Source organism: Streptomyces sp. NPDC006430, from assembly GCF_040612395.1.
Lineage (GTDB): Bacteria > Actinomycetota > Actinomycetes > Streptomycetales > Streptomycetaceae > Streptomyces.
Window position 1 is genome coordinate 447964 of sequence record NZ_JBEXQA010000003.1, and the last position, 22461, is coordinate 470424.

Annotated in this window: 18 protein-coding genes, 2 pseudogenes and 1 riboswitch; of the genes and pseudogenes, 13 read left to right on the forward strand and 7 right to left on the reverse strand. The window is 73.5% G+C overall.

Features of this window, described 5'->3' with window-relative positions; all coding sequences use genetic code 11:
* Window positions 1-92: 92 nt before the first annotated feature.
* Window positions 93-326 (reverse strand): annotated as a pseudogene (locus tag ABZZ20_RS07885) (radical SAM protein); the annotation flags it as partial.
* Between the two features lie 382 nt (window positions 327-708).
* On the opposite strand from ABZZ20_RS07885, the gene ABZZ20_RS07890 reads away from it, so the two are divergent.
* The 4 genes from ABZZ20_RS07890 to ABZZ20_RS07905 all read left to right on the forward strand — a co-directional run bounded on the left by ABZZ20_RS07890 (window position 709) and on the right by ABZZ20_RS07905 (window position 5662).
* The gene (locus ABZZ20_RS07890; RefSeq protein ID WP_356867904.1) at window positions 709-1152 is read left to right on the forward strand and encodes an SRPBCC family protein; all 444 of its coding nucleotides are present in this window, start codon (window positions 709-711) and stop codon (window positions 1150-1152) included.
* Window positions 1153-1343: 191 nt separating this feature from the next.
* Entirely contained in the window at window positions 1344-2177 is an 834-nt protein-coding gene (locus tag ABZZ20_RS07895; protein ID WP_356867906.1) for a M55 family metallopeptidase, read from the forward strand.
* A gap of 1 nt (window position 2178) precedes the next feature.
* Window positions 2179-3624, forward strand: coding sequence for a M20/M25/M40 family metallo-hydrolase (locus ABZZ20_RS07900; protein ID WP_356867908.1), 1446 nt, complete (start codon window positions 2179-2181; stop codon window positions 3622-3624).
* A gap of 13 nt (window positions 3625-3637) precedes the next feature.
* A complete protein-coding gene (locus tag ABZZ20_RS07905) occupies window positions 3638-5662 on the forward strand; it encodes a prolyl oligopeptidase family serine peptidase (protein WP_356867910.1) in 2025 nt (674 codons plus the stop codon).
* 25 nt (window positions 5663-5687) lie between these two features.
* Here the strand turns inward: ABZZ20_RS07905 and ABZZ20_RS07910 are convergent, their stop codons facing one another.
* Window positions 5688-6389 carry a hypothetical protein gene (locus ABZZ20_RS07910; protein ID WP_356868002.1) on the reverse strand — a complete coding sequence of 234 codons (702 nt, stop codon included), beginning with the start codon at window positions 6387-6389 and terminating at the stop codon, window positions 5688-5690.
* Window positions 6390-6430: 41 nt separating this feature from the next.
* On the opposite strand from ABZZ20_RS07910, the gene ABZZ20_RS07915 reads away from it, so the two are divergent.
* The 3 genes from ABZZ20_RS07915 (at window position 6431) to ABZZ20_RS07925 (ending at window position 9970) form a co-directional block, all read left to right on the forward strand.
* Complete coding sequence (locus tag ABZZ20_RS07915; RefSeq protein WP_356867912.1) at window positions 6431-7009, forward strand: GNAT family protein; 579 nt, start codon at window positions 6431-6433, stop codon at window positions 7007-7009.
* Between the two features lie 4 nt (window positions 7010-7013).
* Window positions 7014-7913 carry an arginase family protein gene (locus tag ABZZ20_RS07920; RefSeq protein ID WP_356867914.1) on the forward strand — a complete coding sequence of 300 codons (900 nt, stop codon included), beginning with the start codon at window positions 7014-7016 and terminating at the stop codon, window positions 7911-7913.
* 89 nt (window positions 7914-8002) lie between these two features.
* Window positions 8003-9970: a DUF5107 domain-containing protein gene (locus ABZZ20_RS07925; RefSeq protein WP_356867916.1), complete on the forward strand. Its 1968-nt coding sequence runs from the start codon at window positions 8003-8005 to the stop codon at window positions 9968-9970.
* Window positions 9971-10020: 50 nt separating this feature from the next.
* On the opposite strand, the gene ABZZ20_RS07930 is transcribed toward ABZZ20_RS07925, so the two are convergent.
* A complete protein-coding gene (locus tag ABZZ20_RS07930) occupies window positions 10021-10839 on the reverse strand; it encodes a methyltransferase domain-containing protein (RefSeq protein WP_356867918.1) in 819 nt (272 codons plus the stop codon).
* A 231-nt stretch (window positions 10840-11070) separates the two neighbouring features.
* Between ABZZ20_RS07930 and ABZZ20_RS07935 the strand changes: the two genes are divergently transcribed.
* The 3 genes from ABZZ20_RS07935 to ABZZ20_RS07945 all read left to right on the forward strand — a co-directional run bounded on the left by ABZZ20_RS07935 (window position 11071) and on the right by ABZZ20_RS07945 (window position 14174).
* A complete protein-coding gene (locus ABZZ20_RS07935; protein ID WP_356867920.1) occupies window positions 11071-11643 on the forward strand; it encodes a TIGR03086 family metal-binding protein in 573 nt (190 codons plus the stop codon).
* Between the two features lie 112 nt (window positions 11644-11755).
* Entirely contained in the window at window positions 11756-12973 is a 1218-nt protein-coding gene (locus ABZZ20_RS07940; protein WP_356867922.1) for an aminotransferase class I/II-fold pyridoxal phosphate-dependent enzyme, read from the forward strand.
* Window positions 12974-13031: 58 nt separating this feature from the next.
* The gene (locus ABZZ20_RS07945) at window positions 13032-14174 is read left to right on the forward strand and encodes an MBL fold metallo-hydrolase (protein ID WP_356867924.1); all 1143 of its coding nucleotides are present in this window, start codon (window positions 13032-13034) and stop codon (window positions 14172-14174) included.
* Between the two features lie 64 nt (window positions 14175-14238).
* On the opposite strand, the gene ABZZ20_RS07950 is transcribed toward ABZZ20_RS07945, so the two are convergent.
* Window positions 14239-14874, reverse strand: coding sequence for a VTT domain-containing protein (locus ABZZ20_RS07950; RefSeq protein ID WP_356867926.1), 636 nt, complete (start codon window positions 14872-14874; stop codon window positions 14239-14241).
* Entirely contained in the window at window positions 14871-15647 is a 777-nt protein-coding gene (locus ABZZ20_RS07955) for an MBL fold metallo-hydrolase (protein ID WP_356867928.1), read from the reverse strand. The genes ABZZ20_RS07950 and ABZZ20_RS07955 overlap by 4 nt, the downstream gene beginning before the upstream one ends.
* 127 nt (window positions 15648-15774) lie before the next feature.
* Here ABZZ20_RS07955 and ABZZ20_RS07960 point away from each other — a divergent pair, with 127 nt between their 5' ends.
* The 3 genes from ABZZ20_RS07960 (at window position 15775) to ABZZ20_RS07970 (ending at window position 20010) form a co-directional block, all read left to right on the forward strand.
* Window positions 15775-16179, forward strand: coding sequence for a hypothetical protein (locus ABZZ20_RS07960; RefSeq protein WP_356867930.1), 405 nt, complete (start codon window positions 15775-15777; stop codon window positions 16177-16179).
* Window positions 16180-16411: 232 nt separating this feature from the next.
* A complete protein-coding gene (locus tag ABZZ20_RS07965) occupies window positions 16412-18547 on the forward strand; it encodes a phage holin family protein (RefSeq protein ID WP_356867932.1) in 2136 nt (711 codons plus the stop codon).
* Between the two features lie 86 nt (window positions 18548-18633).
* Window positions 18634-20010, forward strand: a complete 1377-nt coding sequence (locus tag ABZZ20_RS07970) for an amino acid permease (RefSeq protein WP_356868003.1) — start codon at window positions 18634-18636, stop codon at window positions 20008-20010.
* Window positions 20011-20224: 214 nt separating this feature from the next.
* Here the strand turns inward: ABZZ20_RS07970 and ABZZ20_RS07975 are convergent, their stop codons facing one another.
* Both ABZZ20_RS07975 and ABZZ20_RS07980 read right to left on the reverse strand, forming a co-directional pair.
* Window positions 20225-21811: an RNA polymerase sigma factor gene (locus ABZZ20_RS07975; RefSeq protein ID WP_356867934.1), complete on the reverse strand. Its 1587-nt coding sequence runs from the start codon at window positions 21809-21811 to the stop codon at window positions 20225-20227.
* A gap of 226 nt (window positions 21812-22037) precedes the next feature.
* Window positions 22038-22259 (reverse strand): annotated as a pseudogene (locus ABZZ20_RS07980) (SAM-dependent methyltransferase); the annotation flags it as partial.
* A gap of 94 nt (window positions 22260-22353) precedes the next feature.
* Window positions 22354-22448, forward strand: a riboswitch (ZMP/ZTP riboswitch).
* Window positions 22449-22461: the final 13 nt, after the last annotated feature.

The window sequence follows — 22461 nt, forward strand, 5'->3', positions numbered from 1 at the left end:
CTGGGCGGAATCGTCCCGGAAGCCGCTCCCGGAAGACCGGATTTGGGCTGCTGATTGGCCCGATGTGATGAGCTTTCAGGGGCCGTACGAGGTCACAGGAGGGAGAGCTGGGTGGGTTCGGCGGGTGCGGTCGCGGGTTTGGTGGGCACGGGGTCGGCCGGCCGTTCGGGGACCGGCATCCTGCGTGCCGCGGCCCGACGGGAGGGGCCGATGCCGAATTCCGTCGCCAGTTGGTGGACTTGGCGCGTGATCTGGCGCCGGTACCAGCTGAGCGCGTACGCCCCACCCGCGTACATCCGCTCGTCCCGTTCGACCAGGTGGAGGTGCTGGGCCCGCGCCGGCCCGAGCCTCGCGCCGGTGTGTCGACCGGGGTCTGGACTGCTGGCCGAGGCGGCGCCGGGCTCCGGCCGCGCAACCCCTGGTCGCCGCCTACCGGGAGCGGGTCGAGGGGCTGCGCTCCGCCCAGCCGCGGCTCGGCCGGGCTGCCTCTGTGAGGACGCGCCCGAGGACGCCATGCGTCTGCGGCGGGCGGAAACCGCCGCCGAGCACGCCTTGCGCGTGGTACGCCGAGCACCGGCACCTGGAGGCCCTCCCCGGGGACACGCTCCTCGTCTACGTCCGCTGTCACGTCTGACCCGGATTTGGGCGGCTGCCCCGAAGGTGGTTGGCTTGCCGCGATTAGCGGACACGACTGCTGGAGGAACAGCTATGGCTCAGGTCGAGGCCACCACGGAGCGGATCATCGCGGCCGACGCGGAGACCGTGTTCGATGCGCTGGCGGACTACGCCGGGACCCGGGGGAAGGTGCTGCCCGAGCACTTCAGCGAGTACGAGGTGCGCGAGGGCGGCGACGGCGAGGGCACCCTCGTCCACTGGAAGCTCCAGGCCACCAGCAAGCGCGTGCGCGACTGCCTGCTGGAGGTCACCGAGCCCACCGACGGCCAGCTCGTGGAGAAGGACCGCAACTCCACCATGGTCACCACCTGGGTCGTCACCCCGGCCGGCGAGGGCAAGTCCAAGGTCGTGGTCACCACCGTCTGGAACGGTGCCGGAGGCATCGGAGGCTTCTTCGAGCGCACTTTCGCCCCCAAGGGTCTTGGCAGGATCTACGACACCCTGCTGGCCAACCTGGCGAACGAAGTCGAGGGCTGATCAAGGCCGTTGCCCGCCCGGAGGTGCCCGGGCGCTCACCGGATCGGGTGGAATTCCCGACGGAGGTGAGCCCCCGGCCCCGGGCGTGGCCCCCCGGCCGCGTCGGGGCCGGGCGGTTAGGGTGGGAACCTGCGTGGACGGCTGCGTCCGTGTCGGCCGCGCCGTGCGCAGCCGACCGCCCGGGGGGCCCGATGAAGATCCTCGTCTCCGCCGACATGGAGGGCGCCACGGGCGTCACCTGGCCCGCGGACGTCCTGCCCGGTACGCCCCAGTGGGAGCGCTGCCGTCCGATGTTCACCTCCGACGTGAACGCGGCCGTGCTCGGTTTCTTCGACGGCGGCGCCGATCAGGTCCTCATCAACGAGGCCCACTGGACCATGCGGAACCTGCTGCTCGAACAGCTCGACGAGCGCGCCGAGATGCTCACCGGCCGCCACAAGTCCCTCTCCATGGTCGAGGGCGTCCAGCACGGCGACGTCGACGGCATCGCTTTCGTGGGCTACCACACGGGTGCCGGATCGCAGGGCGTCCTCGCCCACACCTACCTCGCCAACTCCATCACCGGGGTCTGGCTGAACGGCGTCCGCGCGAGCGAGGGACTGCTCAACGCGCACGTCGTCGCCGAGTACGGGGTGCCGGTCGTCCTCGTCACCGGCGACGACCTGACCTGCGCCGACGCCGACGGCTACGCGCCGGACGCGGTGAAGGTGGCGGTCAAGGACCACGTCTCCCGCTACGCCGCCGTCTGCCGCACGCCCGCCCGCACCGCCGCCGACATCCGGGCCGCCGCCAAGGAGGCCGCGGCCCTCGCCGTGCGATGTGACCCCGTGCGGGGCGGCCCGTACACCGTGGAGCTGGAGTTCGACGCCGAGCACCTGGCCATGGCCGCCACCGTCGTCCCGGGTGCGGGACGCTCCGGGGAGCGCAGGGCCGCGTACACCAGCGAGACGATGTACGAGGCGATCCGGACCTTCAAGGCCGTCACGACGGTCGTCTCGGCAGCCGTGGAGGAGCAGTATGGCTGACATGCCCGCAGTCACCCCCCAACACCCGGCCCAGCAGCCCCCGGCCCAGCAGCCCCCGGCCCAGCAGCCCCCGGCCCAGCAGCCCCCGGCCCAGCAGCCCCCGGCCCAGCAGCCCCCGGCCCAGGAGTCCCCGGTCGACCGGGTGGCGCTCGACGAAGCGGTCGAGTTCACCTCCGGCCTGATCCGCATCGACACCACCAACCGGGGCGGCGGCGACTGCCGCGAGCGCCCCGCAGCCGAATACGTCGCCGAGCGGCTCGCCGCCACCGGTCTGGAGCCGGTCCTACTCGAACGCACTCCCGGCCGCACCAACGTCGTCGCCCGGATCGAAGGGACCGACCCCTCGGCCGAGGCCCTCCTGGTCCACGGCCACCTCGACGTGGTGCCCGCCGAGGCCGCCGACTGGAGCGTGGACCCCTTCTCCGGGGAGGTCCGCGACGGGGTGGTCTGGGGCCGCGGCGCCGTCGACATGAAGAACATGGACGCGATGGTGCTGGCCGTCGTACGGGCCTGGGCCCGGGCCGGCGTACGACCGCGCCGGGACATCGTGATCGCCTACACCGCCGACGAGGAGGACAGCGCGGTCGACGGCTCGGGATTCCTCGCGGACCAGCACCCGCACCTCTTCGAGGGCTGCACGGAGGGCCTCAGCGAATCCGGCGCCTTCACCGTGCACAACGGGCCCGGCCAGGCCCTCTACCCGATCGCGGCCGGTGAACGCGGCACCGCCTGGCTCAAGTTGACCGCCCACGGCACCGCCGGCCACGGATCCAAGCCCAACCGGGCCAACGCCGTCAGCCGGCTGGCCGCCGCCGTGGCCCGCATCGGCGAGTACCAATGGCCCGTCCGGCTCACCGACACCGTCGTCGCCTGCATCACCGAACTCGCCTCCGCCCAGGGCCTGTCGGTCGATCCGCGCGCCCGGGACTTCGACCTCGACGCGGTCCTCGACAAGCTCGGGCCGGCCGCCGTGCTCGTCGAGGCCACCGTGCGCAACAGTGCCAACCCGACCATGCTCAGCGCCGGTTACAAGCTGAACGTGATCCCCGGCCACGCCACGGCGTACGTGGACGGTCGGATGCTGCCCGGCGGCGAGGCCGAGTTCACGGCCACCCTGAACGAGCTCACCGGACCCGACGTGACCTGGGAGTTCCACCACCGCGAGGTGGCCCTGCAAGCCCCGGTGGACGGGCGGACCTTCGCGATCCTGCGCAGGGCCGTCGAGCGCTTCGACCCCGACGGGCACGTGGTGCCGTTCTGCATGGCGGGCGGCACCGACGCCAAGCAGTTCTCCCGGCTCGGCATCACCGGCTACGGTTTCTCGCCGCTGAAGCTGCCGCCCGGCCTGGACTACTGGTCCCTCTTCCACGGCGTGGACGAGCGGGTCCCCGTCGACGCCCTGCACTTCGGGGTCCGCGTCCTCGACCACGCCCTGCGGACCCTGTGATGGGGAGCCGGTGATGGCGGTGCCGACCGGGCCCTACGGCAGCTGGCCCTCGCCCATCGACGCGGCGCTCGCCGCCTCGCTCGACGGGCGTCCCGAGTACGTCGGCACGATCGGGCCCGAGGTGTGGTGGACCGAGCCCCGGCCCGCCGAGGGCGGTCGCCGCACCCTGGTGCGCCGGCCCGCGGACGGTGGCCCCGAGGCCTCGGTGTTGCCCACGCCGTGGAACGTCCGCAGCCGGGTCACCGAGTACGGCGGCCGACCCTGGGCCGGTACCGAACGGCCCGCGGGCGGACCCCTGGTGGTGTTCGCCCACTTCACCGACCAGAGGTTGTACGCGTACGAGCCCGACGCGCCCGGCGGCCCCGCCCCGCGGCCGATCACCCCCGTCTCCGGGGTCGGCGGCGGTCTGCGTTGGGTCGACCCCGTCCTGCGCGGCGGCGAAGTCTGGTGCGTGCTGGAGGAGTTCACCGGGCCCGCGCCGACCGACCTGCGCCGCGTGCTGGCCGCCGTACCGCTGGACGGTTCGGCCGCCGAGGACCGGTCCCGGGTGCGCGAACTGACCGACGATCGACACCGGTTCACCACCGGACCCCGACTCTCCCCGGACGGGCGCCGCGCCGCCTGGCTGGTGTGGGATCATCCCCGGATGCCGTGGGACGGCACCGAGGTACGGCTCGCCGAGGTCATGGACGACGGGACGCTCACCGGCGCCCGTACCGTACTCGGCGGCCCCGAGGAGTCCGTGGCCCAGGTGGAGTGGACCTCCGGCGGGGCCCTCCTCGCCGTGAGTGACCGCAGCGGCTGGTGGAACCCGTACCGGGTGGATCCGGTGACCGGCGAGGCCGTCAACCTGTGCCCGCGCGAGGAGGAGTTCGGCGGTCCGCTCTGGAAGCCGGGGCTGAACTGGCTCGTCCCGATCCCCGGAGGTCCCGGCCCGGCCGAAGGTTCCGGAGGCGGGCTCGTCGCCGTCCTGCACGGCCAGGGGTCCTCGGTGCTCGCGGTCCTCGACCCGGAGACCGGTGACCTGGTGGACGCCGCCGGGCCGTGGACGGCCTGGCAGCCCACGCTCGCCGCGTACGGCACCCGGGTCTACGGGGTCGCGGCCAGCCCGCGCAGCGCCTACGAGGTGGTGGAGCTGGACACCGAGGACGGGCACGCCCGGGTGGTCGGCGCGGCGGGCGTGGACCCGGTGGACCCGGCGTTCTATCCGGAACCGCAGAGCCGGACCTTCCTCGGTCAGGACGGCCGGGAGATCCACGCCCACGTCTACCCGCCGCACCACCCCGCGATGCGGGCCCCCGCCGACGAGCTGCCCCCGTACGTGGTGTGGGCGCACGGCGGTCCAACCGACCACGTGCCGCCCGTACTCGACCTGCACATCGCGTACTTCACCTCGCGCGGCATCGGGGTGGCCGAGGTGAACTACGGCGGCTCCAGCGGCTACGGGCGCGCCTACCGGGAGCGGCTGCGCGAGCAGTGGGGCGTGGTCGACGTGGAGGACTGCGCCGCGGTGGCCCGGGCGCTGGCCGCCGAGGGCACCGCGGACCCCGACCGGCTCGCCATCCGGGGCGCCAGCGCGGGCGGCTGGACGGCTGCGGCCTCGCTGGCCGCCACCGACCTGTACGCCTGCGCCGCGATCATCTACCCCGTACTCGACCTGCTGGGCTTCGCCGAGGAGACCCACGACCTGGAATCCCACTACGTCGACGGCCTGGCCGGACCGCCGCAGACCCTCGCCGTACGCTGTCGCGAGCGCTCGCCGGTGGCCCGTGCGGGCCGCATCACCGCACCCTTCGTGCTGCTCCAGGGTCTGGACGACCCGGTCTGTCCGCCGGCCCAGGCGGAGCGCCTCCTGTCAGCGCTACGGGGCCGACCCGTGCCGCACGCGTACGTGGCCTTCGAAGGCGAGGGACACGGCTTCCGGCGGGCGGACACCATGGTCCGGGCGCTGGAGGCGGAACTCTCCCTGTACGCCCAGGTGTTCGGGATCGACCGGTCCGACGTCCCCCGCCTGGCGCTGGAGCCCCGCCTTACATAGTCCGGTGGGCACGGAGGGGGCCCGGCTACGCGGTGTGCAGCCAGACGCGGAGCGGCCCCAGGGCCGTGAATCCGTGGCGGACGGCGGTGTCGAGGTCGTCCCCCGCCTCGTAGCCGACGACCGGGAGGTCGGGCCAGAGGGCCGTGATCGCGGTGAGGGCCCCCGTCCAGGCCTCGTCGTCCGGGGTGCCGTCCGCGGTGAACACGTTGGAGACGCCGACGACGGCGCCGTCGGTGACGTTCGCGACGGCTCCGGCGACGATCCGGCCCTGCGCGGACCGGCCGGCCAGGAAGGCGATCTCCTGCGTCAGCAGCGCCGGGTGGAACAATCCGGTGCTCTCCTCGCCGTCCCACGCGGCCTCCCAGACCGCCAGCTCCCCGACATCGCGGACGCGCGTCCAGTCGAGGGTGGACCGGCCGGCCGGGGTGCCCGCCGGGCGGTGGATCCACTGGGCCTCGAACAGGACCTCGAAGCCCGCCGGGGCCAGGTCCAGCGCGGCGAAGCTGTCCTTGACCGAGCAGCCGGGGGAGTCGGTGTCGATCCCGGCGAGGATGCCGGCGGTCGAGGCGTCCGCGGTGAGGGTCACGGCGTCGGGGTAATAGGGCGGGGTGCGGCGGGCGCTGGTCCACGCGTCGGCCGCGAGCACGCCGCCGCCGCTGACCGCCGCGCACCACTCGGCGTTGTTGCGCGCCGCCGCCCGGAGCATTTCTTCGGTGTCCGAGGTGATGATCACGTCGGGGATCCTGTCACACCTCGTAGCCTGGGCGGATGTCGTTTTCCAGCTACCTCAGTGAGGGGACGCACGTCGGGCTGCGGCCCTTCCGGCTCGCCGACGGCCCCGAGTTCACCGCCCGGGTGCACGAGAGCCGGAACCTCCACCACCCGTGGCTCTCGCCCCCGGCGACGATCGAGGAGTACGAGGCGTACGCGACGCGGCTGATCGGGGGCGAGGGCCGGGCGGGCTTCCTGGTCTGCGAGCGCGGGACCGGGGCCATCGCGGGCTTCGTCAACATCAACAACATCGTCCGCGGAGCCTTCAGGTGCGGGGCGCTCGGCTACGGCGCCTTCGCGCACGCCGCCGGGCGGGGCCTGTTCCGGGAGGCGCTGGGGCTGGTCGTGGCGTACGCCTTCGCCCCCGAGGGCGGGTCGGGCCTGGGGCTGCACCGGCTGGAGGCCAACATCCAGCCGGGCAACACGGCGTCCCTCGCCCTGGTCCGCGGAGCGGGGTTCCGACGGGAGGGGTTCTCCCCGGACTTCCTCTTCGTCGACGGGGCCTGGCGCGACCACGAACGCTGGGCGATCACCGCCGAGATGTCTGGTCCCGGGGCCGCCGGTCGCGCAGGATGAGGGCATGCGAAGCCTCGTGCTCCTCGACGCGCCGTCCAACCTGGGCCTGCGCCCGCCCGCGCCCGGCACCGTACCCGGTGTCTACAAACTGGCGGGCGCCCTGCGCGACCAGGGCCTGCTGAGCCGCCTCGGTGCCCGCGAGGGCGGCGTCGTGGTCCCCCCGCGCTACGACCGCGGCGCGTGGAAGGAAGGCGAGGGAGTGTTCCACGCCGGCCCCCTCGCCGCGTACACCGTCAGGCTCGCCGACCGGATCGAGAAGCACCTGCGGTCCGGGGAGTTCCCCGTCGTCCTCGGCGGGGACTGCTCGATCCAACTCGGCGCCTCCCTCGCCATGCGCCGCCTCGGGCGGTACGGGTTGGCCGCGATCGACGGTTCGGCCGACTTCCGCCACCCCGGCAACGAAGCGGTGAACGGGCCCGTCGGGGCGGCCGGCGGGGAAGAGCTCGCGCTCGCCACCGGGCGCGGTCAGGCCGACCTCGCGGACCTGGAGGGACTCGGGCCCTACCTCCGGGGCGAGGACGTGCGGCTCTTCGGGCTGCGCGACGGCGACGCGGACCTCGCGGAACTGCGGGCGGCGGGGATCTCCGCGGCCACCGTCGGGGAGATCCGCGCGCGCGGCGCCGCCCCGGTGGCGCGCGCCGCACTGGACGGGCTGCACCCGCCGGACACCGCCGGATTCTGGGTGCACCTGGATGCCGACGTACTGGACCCGAGCGTGATGCCCGCCGTGGACAGCCCCGACCCCGGCGGACTGCTCCCCGCCGAACTGGCCGAACTGCTCGGCGTGTTGATCGGATCCCCGAGGTGCGTGGGCCTCAACGTCACGATCTACGACCCGGACCTGGACCCCGACGCGCGGGCCGGAGCGCTGCTGGCCGACCTTGTGGTGGGTGCCTTCGCGTAGGGCTCCGGCCAGGGCTTTGCGCAATCCTGACCGGTGATGATCCGCGGAACCCCTGTGCACCGGCCGCCGTGGCGTGTTCCATTTCCTGCATGGCCACCACCGTCCGCCGCGCCGTACTGACCTTGCCCGCAGCCCCCTTGGGGCCCGAGAACCCGCTGCCCGTGCTGCGCGCACCCGCCGACGCGCACGCACTGGACGAGCGCTCGCGCAACGGACTGCCGCGCGACATGGCCCGGCAGATCGGGTACGAACCGCTGCGCTCGATCCTGCCCGTACGGCTGCGCGACGGCTACCGACGGCACCGGCGGGAGAGCGAGTTCGAGGCCGTCGTCATCGAGAACGCCCACCTGCGGGTCACCGTGCTGCCCGGACTCGGCGGCCGGGTCCACTCGCTCGTGCACGTGCCCACCGGCCGAGAACTGCTCTACCGCAACCCGGTGTTCCAGCCCGCCAACTTCGCCCTCAACGGCGCCTGGTACTCGGGCGGCATCGAGTGGAACATCGGCGCCACCGGCCACACCACCCTGTCCTGTGCCCCGCTGCACGCCGGGCTCGTCCCGGGGCCGGACGGGGGCGTGATGGTGCGGCTGTGGGAGTGGGAGCGGCTGCGCGACCTGCCGTTCCAGGTGGACCTGTGGCTGCCCGACGACGCGGAGTTCCTGTACGTGGGCGTCCGCGTGCGCAACCCGCACGAGCGGCCCGTGCCCGTCTACTGGTGGTCCAACATCGCCGTCCCGGAGGACCCGGGCACCCGGGTGCTCGCCCCCGCCGACGAAGCCTGGCACTTCGGCTACGAGCGCGCGCTGCGGCGGATCCCCGTACCGCAGTGGGAGGGCGAGGACCGTACGTACCCGCTGCGCAGCACGTACCCGGCCGACTTCTTCTACGAGGTCCCGGACGGAGTCCGCCCCTGGATCGCCTCGCTGGACGCCGAGGGGAGCGGACTCGTCCAGACCTCCACGGCCCGGCTGCGCGGCCGCAAGCTGTTCGTGTGGGGTGCGGGCGAGGGCGGCCGGCGCTGGCAGGAGTGGCTGACGGAGCCGGGGACCGGCGGTTACGCCGAGATCCAGGCCGGGCTGGCCCGGACCCAGCTGGAGCACGTACGGCTGGAGGGCGGGGCGGAGTTCAGTTGGCTGGAGGCGTACGGGCCGCTGACGGCGGACCCCGCGTCGGTGCACGGGTCCGACTGGGCGGCGGCCCGGTCCTGCGCGGAGGCGGCCCTGTCGGCCCGCCTCCCCGGGGAGAGGGTCCAGGAGGCGTACGAAGCGTGGCGCGGCTGCGCCGACACCGAACCGGTGGAGCGGCTGGCCACCGGCTCGGGGTGGGGCGCGCTGGAGGTGCTGTGCGGCGGCCACGAACTGCCCGGCACCCCGTTCGAGGCCTCGGGGCTCGGAGAGGCCCAGGAGCCCTGGTTGGAGCTGTGGCGCACCGGGGTCTTCCCCACCCCGCGGCGGGTGGTGCCGCCGGGGCCCAGCCTGGTCGCCCCCCACTGGCGGGACATGCTGGAGACGGCCCCCGCGGATCCGCTGACCGAGTACCACCTGGGCGTGGCCCAGTGGCACGCGGGCGATGTGGCGCAGGCGGTACGCAGCTGGGAGCGCGGCCTGGGTCTGGCGCCCTCGCGGTGGCCGCTGCTGCGGTGCCTGGCGGTGGCGGACGCGCTGGCCGGCGATCCGGCGCGGGCGGCCCAGCGGTACGCGGAGGCCTTCGACGACCTGGTCGGGGAGAGCCGTGGCGGCGAGCCGTGGACGGCTGCGGAATCCGCGCTGGGGCGGGAGGCGATGACGGCCCTGCTGACGGCCGGACAGCTGCCGGCGGCCCGGGCGGTGTGGGACCGGCTGCGGCCCGCGCTGCGCGAGGAGGGGCGGTTCCGGTTGCTCGCCGCCGATCTGCTGGCGGCGGAGGGTCATGTCGGAGCGGCCCGCCGGGTGTTCGAGGAGGGCTTCGAGCTGCCCGACCTGCGGGAGGGGGACGAGATCCTCTCGGAGGTCTGGTCCCGCCTGACGGACCGCCCGGTGCCCCCCTCGTACAACTTCCGCATGCGTCCTCCCGTCTAGACCCCCGTCTAGACCACCGTCCGGGCCTTCGCGGGGGCTCGGGGTGGGGATCAGGCCCGCGCCAGGATTTCGCCGTTCAGGACGGAGAACCAGGCGTCCGGGGCCGCAGCCCAGCGGTGCCAGGACTCGGCGACGGCGGCCAGTTCCATCGGGGTCGCATGACCGCCGCCCGTCGCGATCGACGCGTAGGACGAGGCCGTCGTGCGGTCCGCCCACAACGTGGACCACCACGCGACCTCCTCCTCCGTGGCGTAGCACCAGGCCGTCGCCGACGACGTCACCTCCGTGAAGCCCGCCGCCGTCGCCCAGGACAGCAGGCGGCGCCCGGCATCCGGTTCACCGCCGTTGGCACGGGCCACCCGGCGGTACAGCTCCAGCCACCCCTCCAGGCCCGGCTCCGCCGGGTACCAGGCCATGGCCGCGTAGTCGGCGTCCCGGGCGGCCACGATCCCGCCCGGCCGGCACACCCGCCGCATCTCGCGCAGCGCCTGCACCGGGTCCCCGACGTGTTGCAGCACCTGGTGGGCGTGGACCACGTCGAAGGAGTCGTCCGGGAAGTCCAGCGCGTGGACGTCCGCCGTGCCGAAAGTGATCGCCCCGTCCAGGCCGCGTTCCCGCGCGTACTGCGCGGCCTGCTGCACGACGTCCTGCGCCGCGTCGACCGCCGTCACTCGGCCGCCCGGCGCGACCAGGTCCGCGAGGTCCGCCGTGATGGTGCCCGGGCCGCAGCCCACGTCCAGTACCGACATCCCCGGCCGCAGCTCGCCGATCAGGTACGCCGCCGAGTTCGCGGCGGTGCGCCAGCGGTGCGAGCGCAGCACGGACTCGTGGTGCCCGTGCGTGTAAACAGCCGTTTCCCTGCCGCTCATGGCCCGACTCCTCGTCGTTGTGGAAGCGTTGTGATCACCGTAGAGGATGTGCTCGCGATTCGAGATAGGCGTTTCGGTATATGGACACAAGTCTTGTAGGGCAAAGGGAGGGGTGGTGAGTGAGTGGCGGGGAAACCCGGGTACGAGGACAGTGGGCCCAAGCGGAGTCCCCCTGAGGAATCCCCCCAGGGAATCCCTGAGTCATCCACTGGCAGAGGACGGTGAGGACCCATGCCGGACACACTGCTCGAACGGCATGCCGAGGCCCTGCGGCTCTTCGGCGAGCGGGTGCACGCCGTCGCGGACGACCAGTGGGACGCCCCCACCCCGTGTACGGAGTGGACCGTGCGCGATCTGGTCAACCACGTCACCGGTGAGCAGCTGTGGATCCCGCCCATGGTCACCGACGGCCGCACCGTCGAGGAGATCGGGGACGTCTTCTCCGGCGATGTGCTCGGCGACGACCCGTACGCCGCCTGGGACCGGGCGGCGACCGCCGCGCACGCCGCCTTCGTCGCGCCCGGGGCGCTGGACCGCACGGTCACGCTCTCGTACGGGCCCGTGCGCGGGTCGGCGTACTGCTCGGAGCTGACCGTCGACTGCATCCTGCACACCTGGGACCTCTCCCGGGCCATCGGAGCCGTCGACCGCCTCCCGGAGGACCTGGTCGAGTTCTCCCTCAAGGCGGTCACGCCGCACGCCGACGCGCTCGCGGCCAGCGGGATGTTCGCCCCGCCGCTGGACGTGCCCGCGGGCGCGGACGCCCAGACGCGCCTGCTGGCCCTGGTGGGTCGGCAGGGCTGAGCACCGCCCCGGCACCGAGGGGGCGATAAGAGGCGTACCCCTGCGAATAACCGTATAAAGGGCTTGATCGGCGGAGTGCACGGAACGGGTAAGGCAGGGTGAGGTGGCGGGGATGCAGCGCACGGCGGAGGACCGGGGTCCGGTCCGGTACGGACCGCTCGCGCCCCAGCCCGGCCTGCCCGTGCTGCCGGAACTCACCGCGGTGATCGCCGCAGCCGCCGAACGCTCCGCGCCCGAACCCCCGGGCGGCGGAGAGCCGGTACGCGAGGCCGCCTGCCGCCACTGGGGACGGCGCGGACTCCCCACCGAGCCGGAGAACGTGGCCGCCGGACCCGGGGCGCCCACGCTGCTGCTCGCACTGCTCGGCGCGTACGGGGGCGATGTGATGTTGCCCCGGCCTTGTCCCGCCTGGTGGACACCACAGGTTCGACTGCTGGGACGGCGGGCGTACCACGTGCCCACCCCGGCCGAGTGCGGCGGCATCCCGGACCCGTACGCCCTGCTGGAGACCGTGCGACGGGTGCGCGCCGAGGGCGGTGATCCGCGCGTCCTGCTGCTGTCGGTCGCCGACGACCCCACTGCGACCGTGCCCCCGCCCGAGATGCTGCGCGAGGCCTGCGAGGCCGCCGAGGACGCCGGGTTGTTCGTCGTCAGCGACGAGAGCTGGCGCGACACCGTGCACCGGCCGCACGAGACCCTCGTCCTGAGCCCGGCCGAGATGCTCCCGAAACAGGCCGCCGTACTCCTCGACCTGTCCGGCGCCCTGCTGCCCGCCGGCTGGCCCGCCGCCGTGCTCCGCTTCCCCGGCACACCGCGCGGCACCTGGCTGCGGGCCCGCACCCTGGACATCCTCACCGCGACCGGCGCGATGGTCGCGGGGCCCGTCGCCGAGGCCGCCGCCCACGCGCTCGACGAGCCCGCCGCCGTCGCCGCACGCGCCTACGCCGCAGCCGCCCTGCACGGCGCGGTGGCCGCCGCGGCACACCGGGAACTGCTGGCCGTCGGCGCCCTCGCCCGGCCCCCGCAGGCCGGGCGTCACCTGTACGCGGACCTCACCCCGCTGCGTGCCGGGCTGGCCCGGCAGGGGGTCCGCGACGCCATGGAACTGGAGGACTACCTGGGCGGCCGGCTCGGTGCGCCCACCCCCGGCGGGCAGCGGTTCGCGGACGAACTGGGCGCGCTGCGGGTCCGCCTGTCGACCGGTCCGCTGCTCGGCGCCACCCCGCAGGAGCGGCTCGCCGCGCTCACCGCGCGCGACCCCCTCGGACTGCCGCACGTGCGGCGCTCCCTGGACCTCCTCGGATCGGTCCTGGCCGGACTGACCTCCTGACCGGAACTTTCGCCAACCGACGCGACGAGCCCGATGTGCGGTGAACGGAGACTTCTTGATGAGCAATCAGACGGACGCCCCCACGGCCGACCCCGCGGCAGCGGCGCGACCCGACACCGCCGCGCGTCCAGCACTCCGGCCCGCACCGCCCACGGACCCGCCCCTCCCCGAGCCCCCGGCCCTCTCCGCCCCCGCTCCTTCCGTCCCCGCTCCTCCTGCCCCCGCTCCTCCCGCCTCCGCGCCCCGTCCGCTCGGCGAACTCCGCACCTGGCCACGCTCCTTCGCCGACCGGCTCACCACCCCGCTGCCCGGTGTGCGCGCCTTCGCCCGGCTTGCCCGCGAGGGCGCCTTCCGGCCCGGCCCGGACGGGCTCCGCGGCATCCCCGACCTGCCGTACGCCCCCGGCCCACTGCCTGCCGCGGTCCCCGGCACGGTCTGCGTCACCTGGGCGGGCCACGCCAGTTGGGTCCTGCGGGTCGGCGGGCTGACCGTGCTCACCGACCCCGTCTGGTCGCGGCGCATCCTCGGCACGCCGGCCCGGATGACCCCGGTGGGGGTGCGCTGGGAGGAGCTGCCCCGGGTGGACGCCGTGGTGATCAGCCACAACCACTACGACCACCTCGACGCCCCCACCCTCAAACGGCTGCCCCGGAACACCCCGCTCTTCGTCCCGGCCGGCCTCGCCCGCTGGTGCCGGCGGCGGGGCTTCACCCGGGTCACGGAGCTCGACTGGTGGGAGTCGGCCGAAATGGGCGACGTGCGCTTCGACTTCGTCCCGGCCCACCACTGGTCGAAGCGCTCGCTGATCGACACCTGCCGCACCTTGTGGGGCGGCTGGGTGCTCACCGCCACACGGACCGAGACGCCCAGGAAGGTCTACTTCGCGGGGGACACCGGGTACGGACACTGGTTCGGCGAGATCGGGCGCCGCCATCCTGGGATCGACCTCGCCCTGTTGCCGATCGGGGCCTACGCGCCCAGGTGGTGGCTCAGCGACGTGCACGCCGACCCGGAGGAGGCGGTGCAGGCCTGCCTCGACGTCGGCGCCCGGCGGATGGCCCCCATGCACTGGGGCACCTTCGTCCTGTCCGCGGAGCCCGTGATGGAACCCCTGCACCGGGTCCGGGCGGCCTGGACCCGCGCCGGCCTGGCCCGCGCCGACCTGTGGGACCTCCCGATCGGTGGCTCCCGCTCCCTGTGACCCGCCCGCCGCCGTGCCCCCGCTGCTGTGACCCCGCCCGCCGGCGCGGACCGGCCGCCGGAGGTCAGCGCGGCGCGGGCGGGCGCACGCGGCGCCAGAGGGCCGGGGCCGCGCTGATCAGGAGGGCCAGGCCCACCGCCAGGGCCACGCCCTTCCAGGGCTCCGGGAACAGGGAGCCGCCCAAAATGCCGATCAGGCTGTACGTCGCCGCCCAGGCGAGGCAGGCCGGGGCGTCGCCACGGGCGAACCGGGGCAGCGGGAGCCGCGCCAGCAGGCAGGCCACCATCACCGGGATGCGGCCCGCCGGAACCAGCCGGGACAGCACCAGGACCAGGACCCCGTGTTCGTCGAACTGCGTCTGCGCGTGCGCCAGGCGCTCCGGCGTGACCCGGCCGCGCAGCGCCTCCAGCCATCGCGAGCCGTTGCGGGAACCGACCCCGCGCTGCCCCAGCCAGTACAGGGCGATGTCCCCGGCGAAGGCGGCCACCGCCGACACCGCGCACACCAGCAGCACCCCGAAGGGCAGCGGCTCCTGGTGGAACGCCACCACCGCCGCGGAACTGACCAGGGCCCCCGTCGGGATGACCGGCACCAGTGCGCCCAACGCCACCAGCACGAAGAGCGCCGGATAGCCGACCGCCTGCCGGGTCGCCTCCGGCGGTACCTGACCGACCGCCGCCGCCAGCTCGTGCCACGTCACGGCAGCCGCACCCGTTCGCCGTGGTCGGGGACCCGGACCGTCACCTTCGGCGCCAGCAGTCCCGCACGCCGTAGGAACTCCTCGCCCGGCGCGTGGAACTCGTGCGGCCGCACCGCGTCCAGCCCGATCGGCCAGTACGTCCCGTAGTGCACCGGCACCGCAGCGGCCGGTGCCAGCGCGGCCAGCGCCCGGGCCGCCCGGCCCGAGTCCAGGTGCCCCGGTCCCAAGAACGGGCCCCAGCCGCCGACCGGCAGCAGGGCCACGTCCACCGGCCCGACCTCCTCGGCCATCTCGTCGAACAGCCCGGTGTCCCCGGCGAAGTACGTCCGCGCCGCGCCCTGGACCACGTACCCGAGCGCCTGCGTCAGGTGCGGCCCCACCGGCAGCCGCCGCCCGTCGTGCCGCGCCCGCACCACACGGACCCGCACCCCGGCCCGTACGGCTACCTCCTCGCCCGGGGTCACCTCCGTGACCGCCAGCCCGCGCACCGCGGCGACCCGCGCGAGCCCCGGCACGGCCCGGCGCGCCCCGCGCGGCACCAGCAGCCGGGTCCCGGGCGCCAGCCGGGACAGCGACGCCAGGTGCAGATGGTCCGCATGCAAGTGCGACACCAGCACGATGTCGGCCTCGGCCGCTTGCGGCGGGGGCAGCGCCCCGCGCCGCCGCCGCAGGTGCGCGAGCCGCCGGACGAACAGCGGGTCGGTCAGCAGCCGCACTCCGGAATCCTCGACCGTGCATGTGGCATGTCCCCACCAGGTGATCTCCACCGACACCCGGCCTCACCGTCCCCGTCACGTCCCCGGACCCCTTGAGCCTAGAGCCTGCCCCGCCGAAGTGCCCGGAACCGGAGCAAGCACCCCCCCTCCTCCCGGGCCGCGGATCGGAGTAGGGTCGGGCGGCATGGATGAGCTGCGCGTGGCCGCGATCGCCAGCCTGGCCCCGCTCGAAGATCTGGACGCCGACCCCTTTGCCGTGGACACCCGGAGCCAGCACGCGATGTGCGCCCGCTGGGCCGCCGACCGCGGCTACGTCGTGACGAAGGAGCTGCTCTTCTACGGGCTCCGCGCCGACCACTGCGGGCTCTGGTGCGACGTCGAAGCCGGACAGGTGGACCTGTTCGTCGCCCCCAACCACCGGGTGCTGGCCCGCGCGCTGCGGTCCGTCGAGGAATTCACCGCCGAGTGCGAGCGGCGCGGCGTACGGCTGGAGACCGCCGGGCTGGACGAGCCGCGGTACACCCCCGCCATGAAGGCCGAAGTGCACCGCCGGCTGTCCATGCCGACCGCGGGCTACGACGGCTCGTAGCCCGAACCTGCCGCGCCCCGAACCGAACTCGCCGGTTCCGCGCGTGGGCGCGTACGTCCGTGCGTACCTCCGTGCGCCGCCCGTGTCACCCGGCCGCGCCTGCCCGGTTGTGCGACGCTGGAAGGCGCGGCGGGGACGGCGCGCGGGGCGCGCGGGCCCGGGGGCACTTCCCCCGGCCGCCGCTGGGGCACCCCGCCCGGCGGTGGGCTCGGGACACACGAGGCGGTACGGCGTGCGGCGAGTACGGTGGCGGGCCACGGGCAGCGCCCTGGTGCGGGTGATCCTGGTCTGGGCGGTGTCCACCCTCACGATGCTCGTGTTGGCCGGCATCTTGCCCGACTTCCGGCTGCAGTCCAACGACGGCGACAGCATCACGCAGATCGGGCTGACCGCGGCCTGGGGCGCCGGGGCCTTCGGCCTGCTGAGCGCTCTGGTGTGGCCCCTGCTGGTCCGCGCCCTGCTGCTGGTGCCGGCGCTGGTGCTCGGCCTGCTGGTGTTCTTCCTCAACGGCTCCCTGCTGCTGCTCGCGCTCAGCCTGATCCCGTCCGGGTACGGCGAAGTGGCCCCGCAGACCGCCGTCGTGGTGGCCGCGGTGATGTCCGCCGTCGCGTCGGCGACCTCGACCGCGCTGGCCGTGCGCGACGACGAGGCCTACCGGCGCCGGCTCCACCGGCTGGCCGACCGGCGACGCCGGCGCCAGCGCGGACACGGGGCGTCCGGCGCGGGCGAGACCGCTCCGGGCTTCCTCTTCCTCCAGCTCGACGGGGTCGGGTACGAGGTGCTGCGCCGGGCCGCGGGCAGCGCCCTGATGCCCACGGTGGCCGGCTGGCTGGACCGCACCCACCGGATCACGCCCTGGCGTACCGACTGGTCCAGCCAGACCGGTGCCAGCCAGCTCGGCATCCTGTACGGCTCCAACTTCGACGTGCCCGCCTTCCGCTGGTACGAGAAGGACACCGGCGAGGTGGTGGTCTGCAACCGGCCCACCAGCGCCGCCGAGCTCCAGCGGCGCGCCGTCGCGCGCACCGGGAACGGCGGGCTGCTCAGCCACGACGGGGCGAGCCGCGGCAACCTGTTCAGCGGCGGCGCCGACCAGCTGGCGCTGGTCCTCTCGGTGTCGGCGCGGCGGAGCCCGGCGAACCGTTCCCGCGCGGGCTACTTCGCGTACTTCTCCGACCCGGCCAATGCCGTTCGTACCGCAGTGTCCTTCGTCGCCGAGGTCGTCCGGGAGGTCGGCCAGTCACTGCGGGCGCGCATCCGCGGGGACGGGCCGAGGGTGCCGAGGGGCGGGCTCTACCCGCTGATCCGGGCCTTCGCAACGGTGGTCGAACGGGACGTCGTGGTGGCGTCGGTGATCGGCGACATGCTCGCGGGGCGCGCCGCGATCTACGCGGACCTGGTCGCGTACGACGAGGTCGCGCACCATTCGGGGCCGCAGGGCCGGGACACCGATCAGGTGTTGGCCAGACTCGACCGGAGCCTCGCGCTGATCGCCCGCGTCGCCGAGCACGCGCCCAGGGAGTACCGGATCGTGCTGCTGTCGGACCACGGACAGAGCCCGGGGGAGACCTTCCTCGGCCAGTACGGGCTGACCCTGGAGGACCTGGTCCGGGCGGGTTGCGGGTTGCCGGTCTCCCGCCGGGCCGGACGTACTCCCAGCGGCGCCGAGGCCCGCGCCGCGGTGCTCGCGGCCCTCCACCGGCCGGTGGAGGAGGGCGAGGAGGAGGCCCACCCCGTACGAGGTCCGGAGCCGGTGGTACTGGCCTCGGGCAACCTCGGACTGATCTCTTTCCCGGACGTGCCGGGCCGGGCTCCGCGGGAGCTGATCGAGCGGGTGCACCCCGCGTTGCTGGCGACCCTGGCCAACCATCCGGGCATCGGGTTCCTGCTGGTGGACGGGCAGGTGCTGGGGCCGGGCGGGGCGGTGGCCCGGCTGGACGAGCCCGGTGCGGCGGAGGAACTGCTGGCGCCGTTCGGGCCGGGCGCGGCGGAGGCGGTCCGCCGGACCGATGCCTTCCCGCACGTGGCCGACGTCATGGTGAACTCGGCGTTCGATCCCCGGACCGGGACGGTGCACGCCTTCGAGGAGCAGATCGGCTCGCACGGCGGACTGGGCGGGGAGCAGGGGCACGCGTTCCTGATGTGGCCGACGCACCTGTCGGATCCGGACCCCGAGCTGGTGGGTGCTGCGGCGGTGCACGCGGTGCTGCTCCGATGGTTGCGGGAGGCGGACGGTCCGCAGGTGCCGCTGGTGCGTCCGGGCCGTGTGGCGGAGGACTCCCGCGCGGTGGAGGATTCCCGGTCGGAGGCCGGTTCGAGCGGATTCTTTCCGTCCGCAGGGGTGCCCGTACAGGATGAAAACCGCTGATTTGGTGCGGGTTTCCCCGTGCCCGACCATATGGCGACCTGTCCAGCATATGAAATACCCGAGGCGCACCACCCGTGAGCAGCACCCTGCACGCCCCTGCCCCCACCCCGACCCCGGCCGAGGAAGCGGCGGGCCCGCACGCCCGGCGCTTCGGCCTCCCGATCGCCACCTGCTTGGTCATGGGCAACATCATCGGCGGCGGGATCTTCCTGCTGCCCGCCTCGGTGGCGCCCTTCGGCACGATCAGCCTGGTGGCCTTCGGTGTGCTCACCGCCGGCGCGATCGCCCTCGCCCTGGTCTTCGGTCGGCTCGCCGAACGGCTCCCGCAGACCGGTGGCCCGTACGTCTACGCCCGCGCAGCCTTCGGCGACTTCGCCGGCTTCCTCGCGGCCTGGAGCTACTGGATCACCACCTGGGTCTCGAACGCGGCCCTCGCGGTGGCGGCGGTCGGGTACCTCGGCGTGCTCTTCCCCGTCATCGCGCAGCACAAGGCGGCGATGTGCCTGGCCGCCCTCGCCGTGCAGTGGCTCCCGGCGCTCGCCAACCTGGCGGGCACCCGGTACGTGGGCGCCGTCCAACTGGTCTCCACCGTCCTGAAGTTCGCTCCGCTGCTGCTGGTGGCCGTGGGCGGGTTGTTCTTCTTCGACCCCGCGAACCTCGGCCCGTTCCGAGCCACCGACCAGAGCCCGGTCGGCGCGGTCTCCGCCGCCGCGGCCATCCTGCTCTTCAGCTACCTCGGGGTGGAGTCGGCCGCCGTCAGCGCGGGGGAGGTCCGCGACCCGGCCCGCAACGTCGGCCGGGCCACGGTCCTGGGCACCGTCGGCGCGGCCTTCGTCTACCTGCTGGGCACCCTCTCCGTCTTCGGCCTGGTCGCCCACGAGGAGCTGGTCTCCTCCGAGGCCCCCTTCACCGACGCCGTCAACGCCATGTTCGGCGGCACGTGGGGCGGCACCCTCGTCGCGTGCGCGGCGGTGATCTCGATGGTCGGCGCCCTCAACGGCTGGACGCTGCTCAGCGCGCAGACCCCGTACGCCGCCGCCCGTGACGGGCTCTTCCCCCGGGCCTTCGAGACGAAGAGGCGGGGGGTCCCGGTGGTCGGGGTGGTCGTCACGGTCGCACTCGCCTCCGGTCTGACGATCTACAACACGGTCGCGCCCCAGGAGGGGGCCGGCTCGGAGGGCGTCTTCGAGATCCTCGTCCTGATCACCACCTTCACGGCGACCGTCCCGTACCTGCTCTCCACCGCCGCGCAGCTCTTCTTCCTGCTGTGCGGGCAGCCCGAGCGGGTCCACCGCGGGCGCCTGGTCCGCGACGCCGCCCTCGCCGGCCTGGCCTTCGCCTTCTCGATGTGGCTGGTCGCGGGGTCCGGCTACGCGGCCGTCTACCAGGGCGTCCTGTTCCTCTTCGCAGGCGTCCTCGTGTACGCCGTGATGTCCGCGCACAAGCGTCGCGCAGCCGCCTGACCTGCAAGGTAGCTTGGAATGAGGCCACGGCATCGGCAGGGTGATCGCCCCCCTCGTGGTCAAGCCGTTCGCCCGCAAGGAGATGCCCCGCAACGAGGAGAAGCTGAAGCACCTGCTCGAACACGCCTGAACGCAAGGGTGCCCCCCGGCGAAGCCGGGGGGCACCCTTGCGTTCACAGCCGAGGGGTCCGTCCTGCGACGGGCCCGGGGTGACTTAGTCGAGGTAGTCGCGCAGCACCTGCGAACGCGACGGATGGCGCAGCTTCGACATGGTCTTGGACTCGATCTGACGGATGCGCTCACGGGTGACCCCGTACACCCGGCCGATCTCGTCCAGCGTCTTCGGCTGGCCGTCGTTGAGGCCGTACCGCATGGAGACGACGCCCGCCTCGCGCTCGGAGAGCGTGCCCAGGATCGACTGCAGCTGCTCCTGGAGGAAGGTGAAGGAGACGGCATCGGCCGGAACGACCGCCTCGGAGTCCTCGATGAGGTCACCGAACTCGCTGTCGCCCTCTTCACCCAGGGGGGTGTGCAGGGAGATCGGCTCGCGCCCGTACTTCTGGACCTCGATGACCTTCTCCGGGGTCATGTCGAGTTCCTTGCCCAGCTCCTCCGGAGTGGGCTCGCGGCCCAGGTCCTGGAGCATCTGGCGCTGCACGCGGGCGAGCTTGTTGATGATCTCGACCATGTGCACGGGGATGCGGATGGTGCGCGACTGGTCGGCCATGGCACGCGTGATCGCCTGCCGAATCCACCAGGTCGCGTACGTGGAGAACTTGAAGCCCTTGGTGTAGTCGAACTTCTCCACGGCGCGGATCAGACCGACGTTGCCTTCCTGGATCAGGTCCAGGAAGAGCATGCCGCGGCCGGTGTAGCGCTTGGCCAGCGAGACCACGAGACGGAGGTTGGCCTCCAGCAGGTGGTTCTTGGCGCGGCGGCCGTCCTCGACCAGGATCTCCAGCTCGCGCTTGAAGGCGGGCTTGTGGTCCTCCTCCTCTTCGAGCTTGTACTCGGAGAAGAGACCCGCCTCGATGCGCTTGGCGAGCTCGACCTCCTGCTCGGCGTTGAGGAGCGGCACCTTGCCGATCAGCTTGAGGTAGTCCTTGACGGGGTCGGCGGTGGCGCCGGCCACCATGACCGTCTGCGCCGGGGCGTCGTCCTCGTCGTCGTCGGACAGGACGAAGCCCTGGGCACCGCCGGCCTTCGGGGCCTCCTCCTCGACGTCGTCGACGAGGTCCTCGGCGGCCCAGTCCTCGCCCTCGGCGGCAGGGTTCTCGCCCTCGTCGGCGTCCTTGGCGCTGGTCTTCTTGGCCGCGACCGTCTTCTTGGTGGCCGTCTTCTTCGCGGCGGTCTTCTTGACCGTCCGCTTCTTCGGCTCGGCGGCGGAACCGGCCGCCTCGTCATCGGTGGCCGCGGTCGGCGAAGCGGATATCGCCGCCGCAGTGGCCGGGGTCGTGGCGGCGACCGAGGCCTTGCGCGCGCCGATGGGGCGCGGCGCAGCAGCCGCCTTCTTGGTCACGGTGCGGGCAGGCGCAGCGGCTGCCTTGCGGGGCTTCTTGGCGGCAGCCTTCGTGGCGGGCGCGGCGCTGACGTGCAGCGCGACGCCCTCCTCGTCCAGGACCTGGTTCAGGCTGCGCAGGACCCGCTTCCACTGGTCCACCGGGATGCGGCCGGCCTCGAAGGCCTGGCGCACGTCGTCACCGTTGATGTGACCCTGCTCGCGGCCGCGCTCGACGAGCGCGACGAGGGCCTCCGATTCGGCGATCTCCGGAGGGAACGTACGGGACGGGCTGAGCGACACAAGGAGCCTCTCGTTGCGAACAGATAAGGAGTGAGCGGGACATCATCGCGCGGACTCGGGAAACAGACCCGAGGGGGGTCTGTATTCCGGGGCCGCGCGAGGACACCTGTCGGTTCATCGCACGCCCGAGTCGATTCGTTACGCGCTGAATTGAGTGACCTGCGCCACGCTGTGGGCGTGCAACCGATCGGCTGGGATTCCGTCCGCGTCCGAGCCGCCCTTCCCGTCAGCCCGTTTTGCGGGCTTCGATGAGGAAACGGGCGGTGTGGGCCACGAACGGGCCGTCGCGTTCGCTCCGTTCGTGGAGCTCGCGCAACTGGTCCCGGTAGTGCCCGATCGTGAAGACGGGCACCATCCAGATCACCTTCCGGAGAAAGTAGATCACGGCTCCGATGTCGTGGAACTCCGTCCGCGGCCTCTCGGATACCGACTGCACACCAGCTCGTTCCAGGTGGGATGCCGGTGATCCACTGGTTTGACCACATCTCGCCGTACTCGGGGCGCTGCGGCCTTCGAACGCGCCTATGCGGTCGATTAGAGTGGGTGCGGGCCGTGACTGGCGTTCGGGTGGATCACCACCGGGGAGCGGCCCGGCGTACCTCGCGTACGCCGCCTGCCGCGCGCCTGGGCGAACCGCGATTCCGCAGCGA

Excerpts from the sequence above, each read along its gene's own strand:
- ABZZ20_RS07905 (WP_356867910.1), top strand. The coding sequence starts at position 3,638 with ATGGCGGTGCCGACCGGGCCCTACGGCAGCTGGCCCTCGCCCATCGAC.
- ABZZ20_RS07895 (WP_356867906.1), top strand. The coding sequence starts at position 1,344 with ATGAAGATCCTCGTCTCCGCCGACATGGAGGGCGCCACGGGCGTCACC.
- ABZZ20_RS07915 (WP_356867912.1), top strand. The coding sequence starts at position 6,431 with ATGTCGTTTTCCAGCTACCTCAGTGAGGGGACGCACGTCGGGCTGCGG.
- ABZZ20_RS07930 (WP_356867918.1), bottom strand. The coding sequence starts at position 10,839 with ATGAGCGGCAGGGAAACGGCTGTTTACACGCACGGGCACCACGAGTCC.
- ABZZ20_RS07925 (WP_356867916.1), top strand. The coding sequence starts at position 8,003 with ATGGCCACCACCGTCCGCCGCGCCGTACTGACCTTGCCCGCAGCCCCC.
- ABZZ20_RS07935 (WP_356867920.1), top strand. The coding sequence starts at position 11,071 with ATGCCGGACACACTGCTCGAACGGCATGCCGAGGCCCTGCGGCTCTTC.
- ABZZ20_RS07920 (WP_356867914.1), top strand. The coding sequence starts at position 7,014 with ATGCGAAGCCTCGTGCTCCTCGACGCGCCGTCCAACCTGGGCCTGCGC.
- ABZZ20_RS07960 (WP_356867930.1), top strand. The coding sequence starts at position 15,775 with ATGGATGAGCTGCGCGTGGCCGCGATCGCCAGCCTGGCCCCGCTCGAA.
- ABZZ20_RS07945 (WP_356867924.1), top strand. The coding sequence starts at position 13,032 with ATGAGCAATCAGACGGACGCCCCCACGGCCGACCCCGCGGCAGCGGCG.
- ABZZ20_RS07940 (WP_356867922.1), top strand. The coding sequence starts at position 11,756 with ATGCAGCGCACGGCGGAGGACCGGGGTCCGGTCCGGTACGGACCGCTC.
- ABZZ20_RS07890 (WP_356867904.1), top strand. The coding sequence starts at position 709 with ATGGCTCAGGTCGAGGCCACCACGGAGCGGATCATCGCGGCCGACGCG.
- ABZZ20_RS07900 (WP_356867908.1), top strand. The coding sequence starts at position 2,179 with ATGCCCGCAGTCACCCCCCAACACCCGGCCCAGCAGCCCCCGGCCCAG.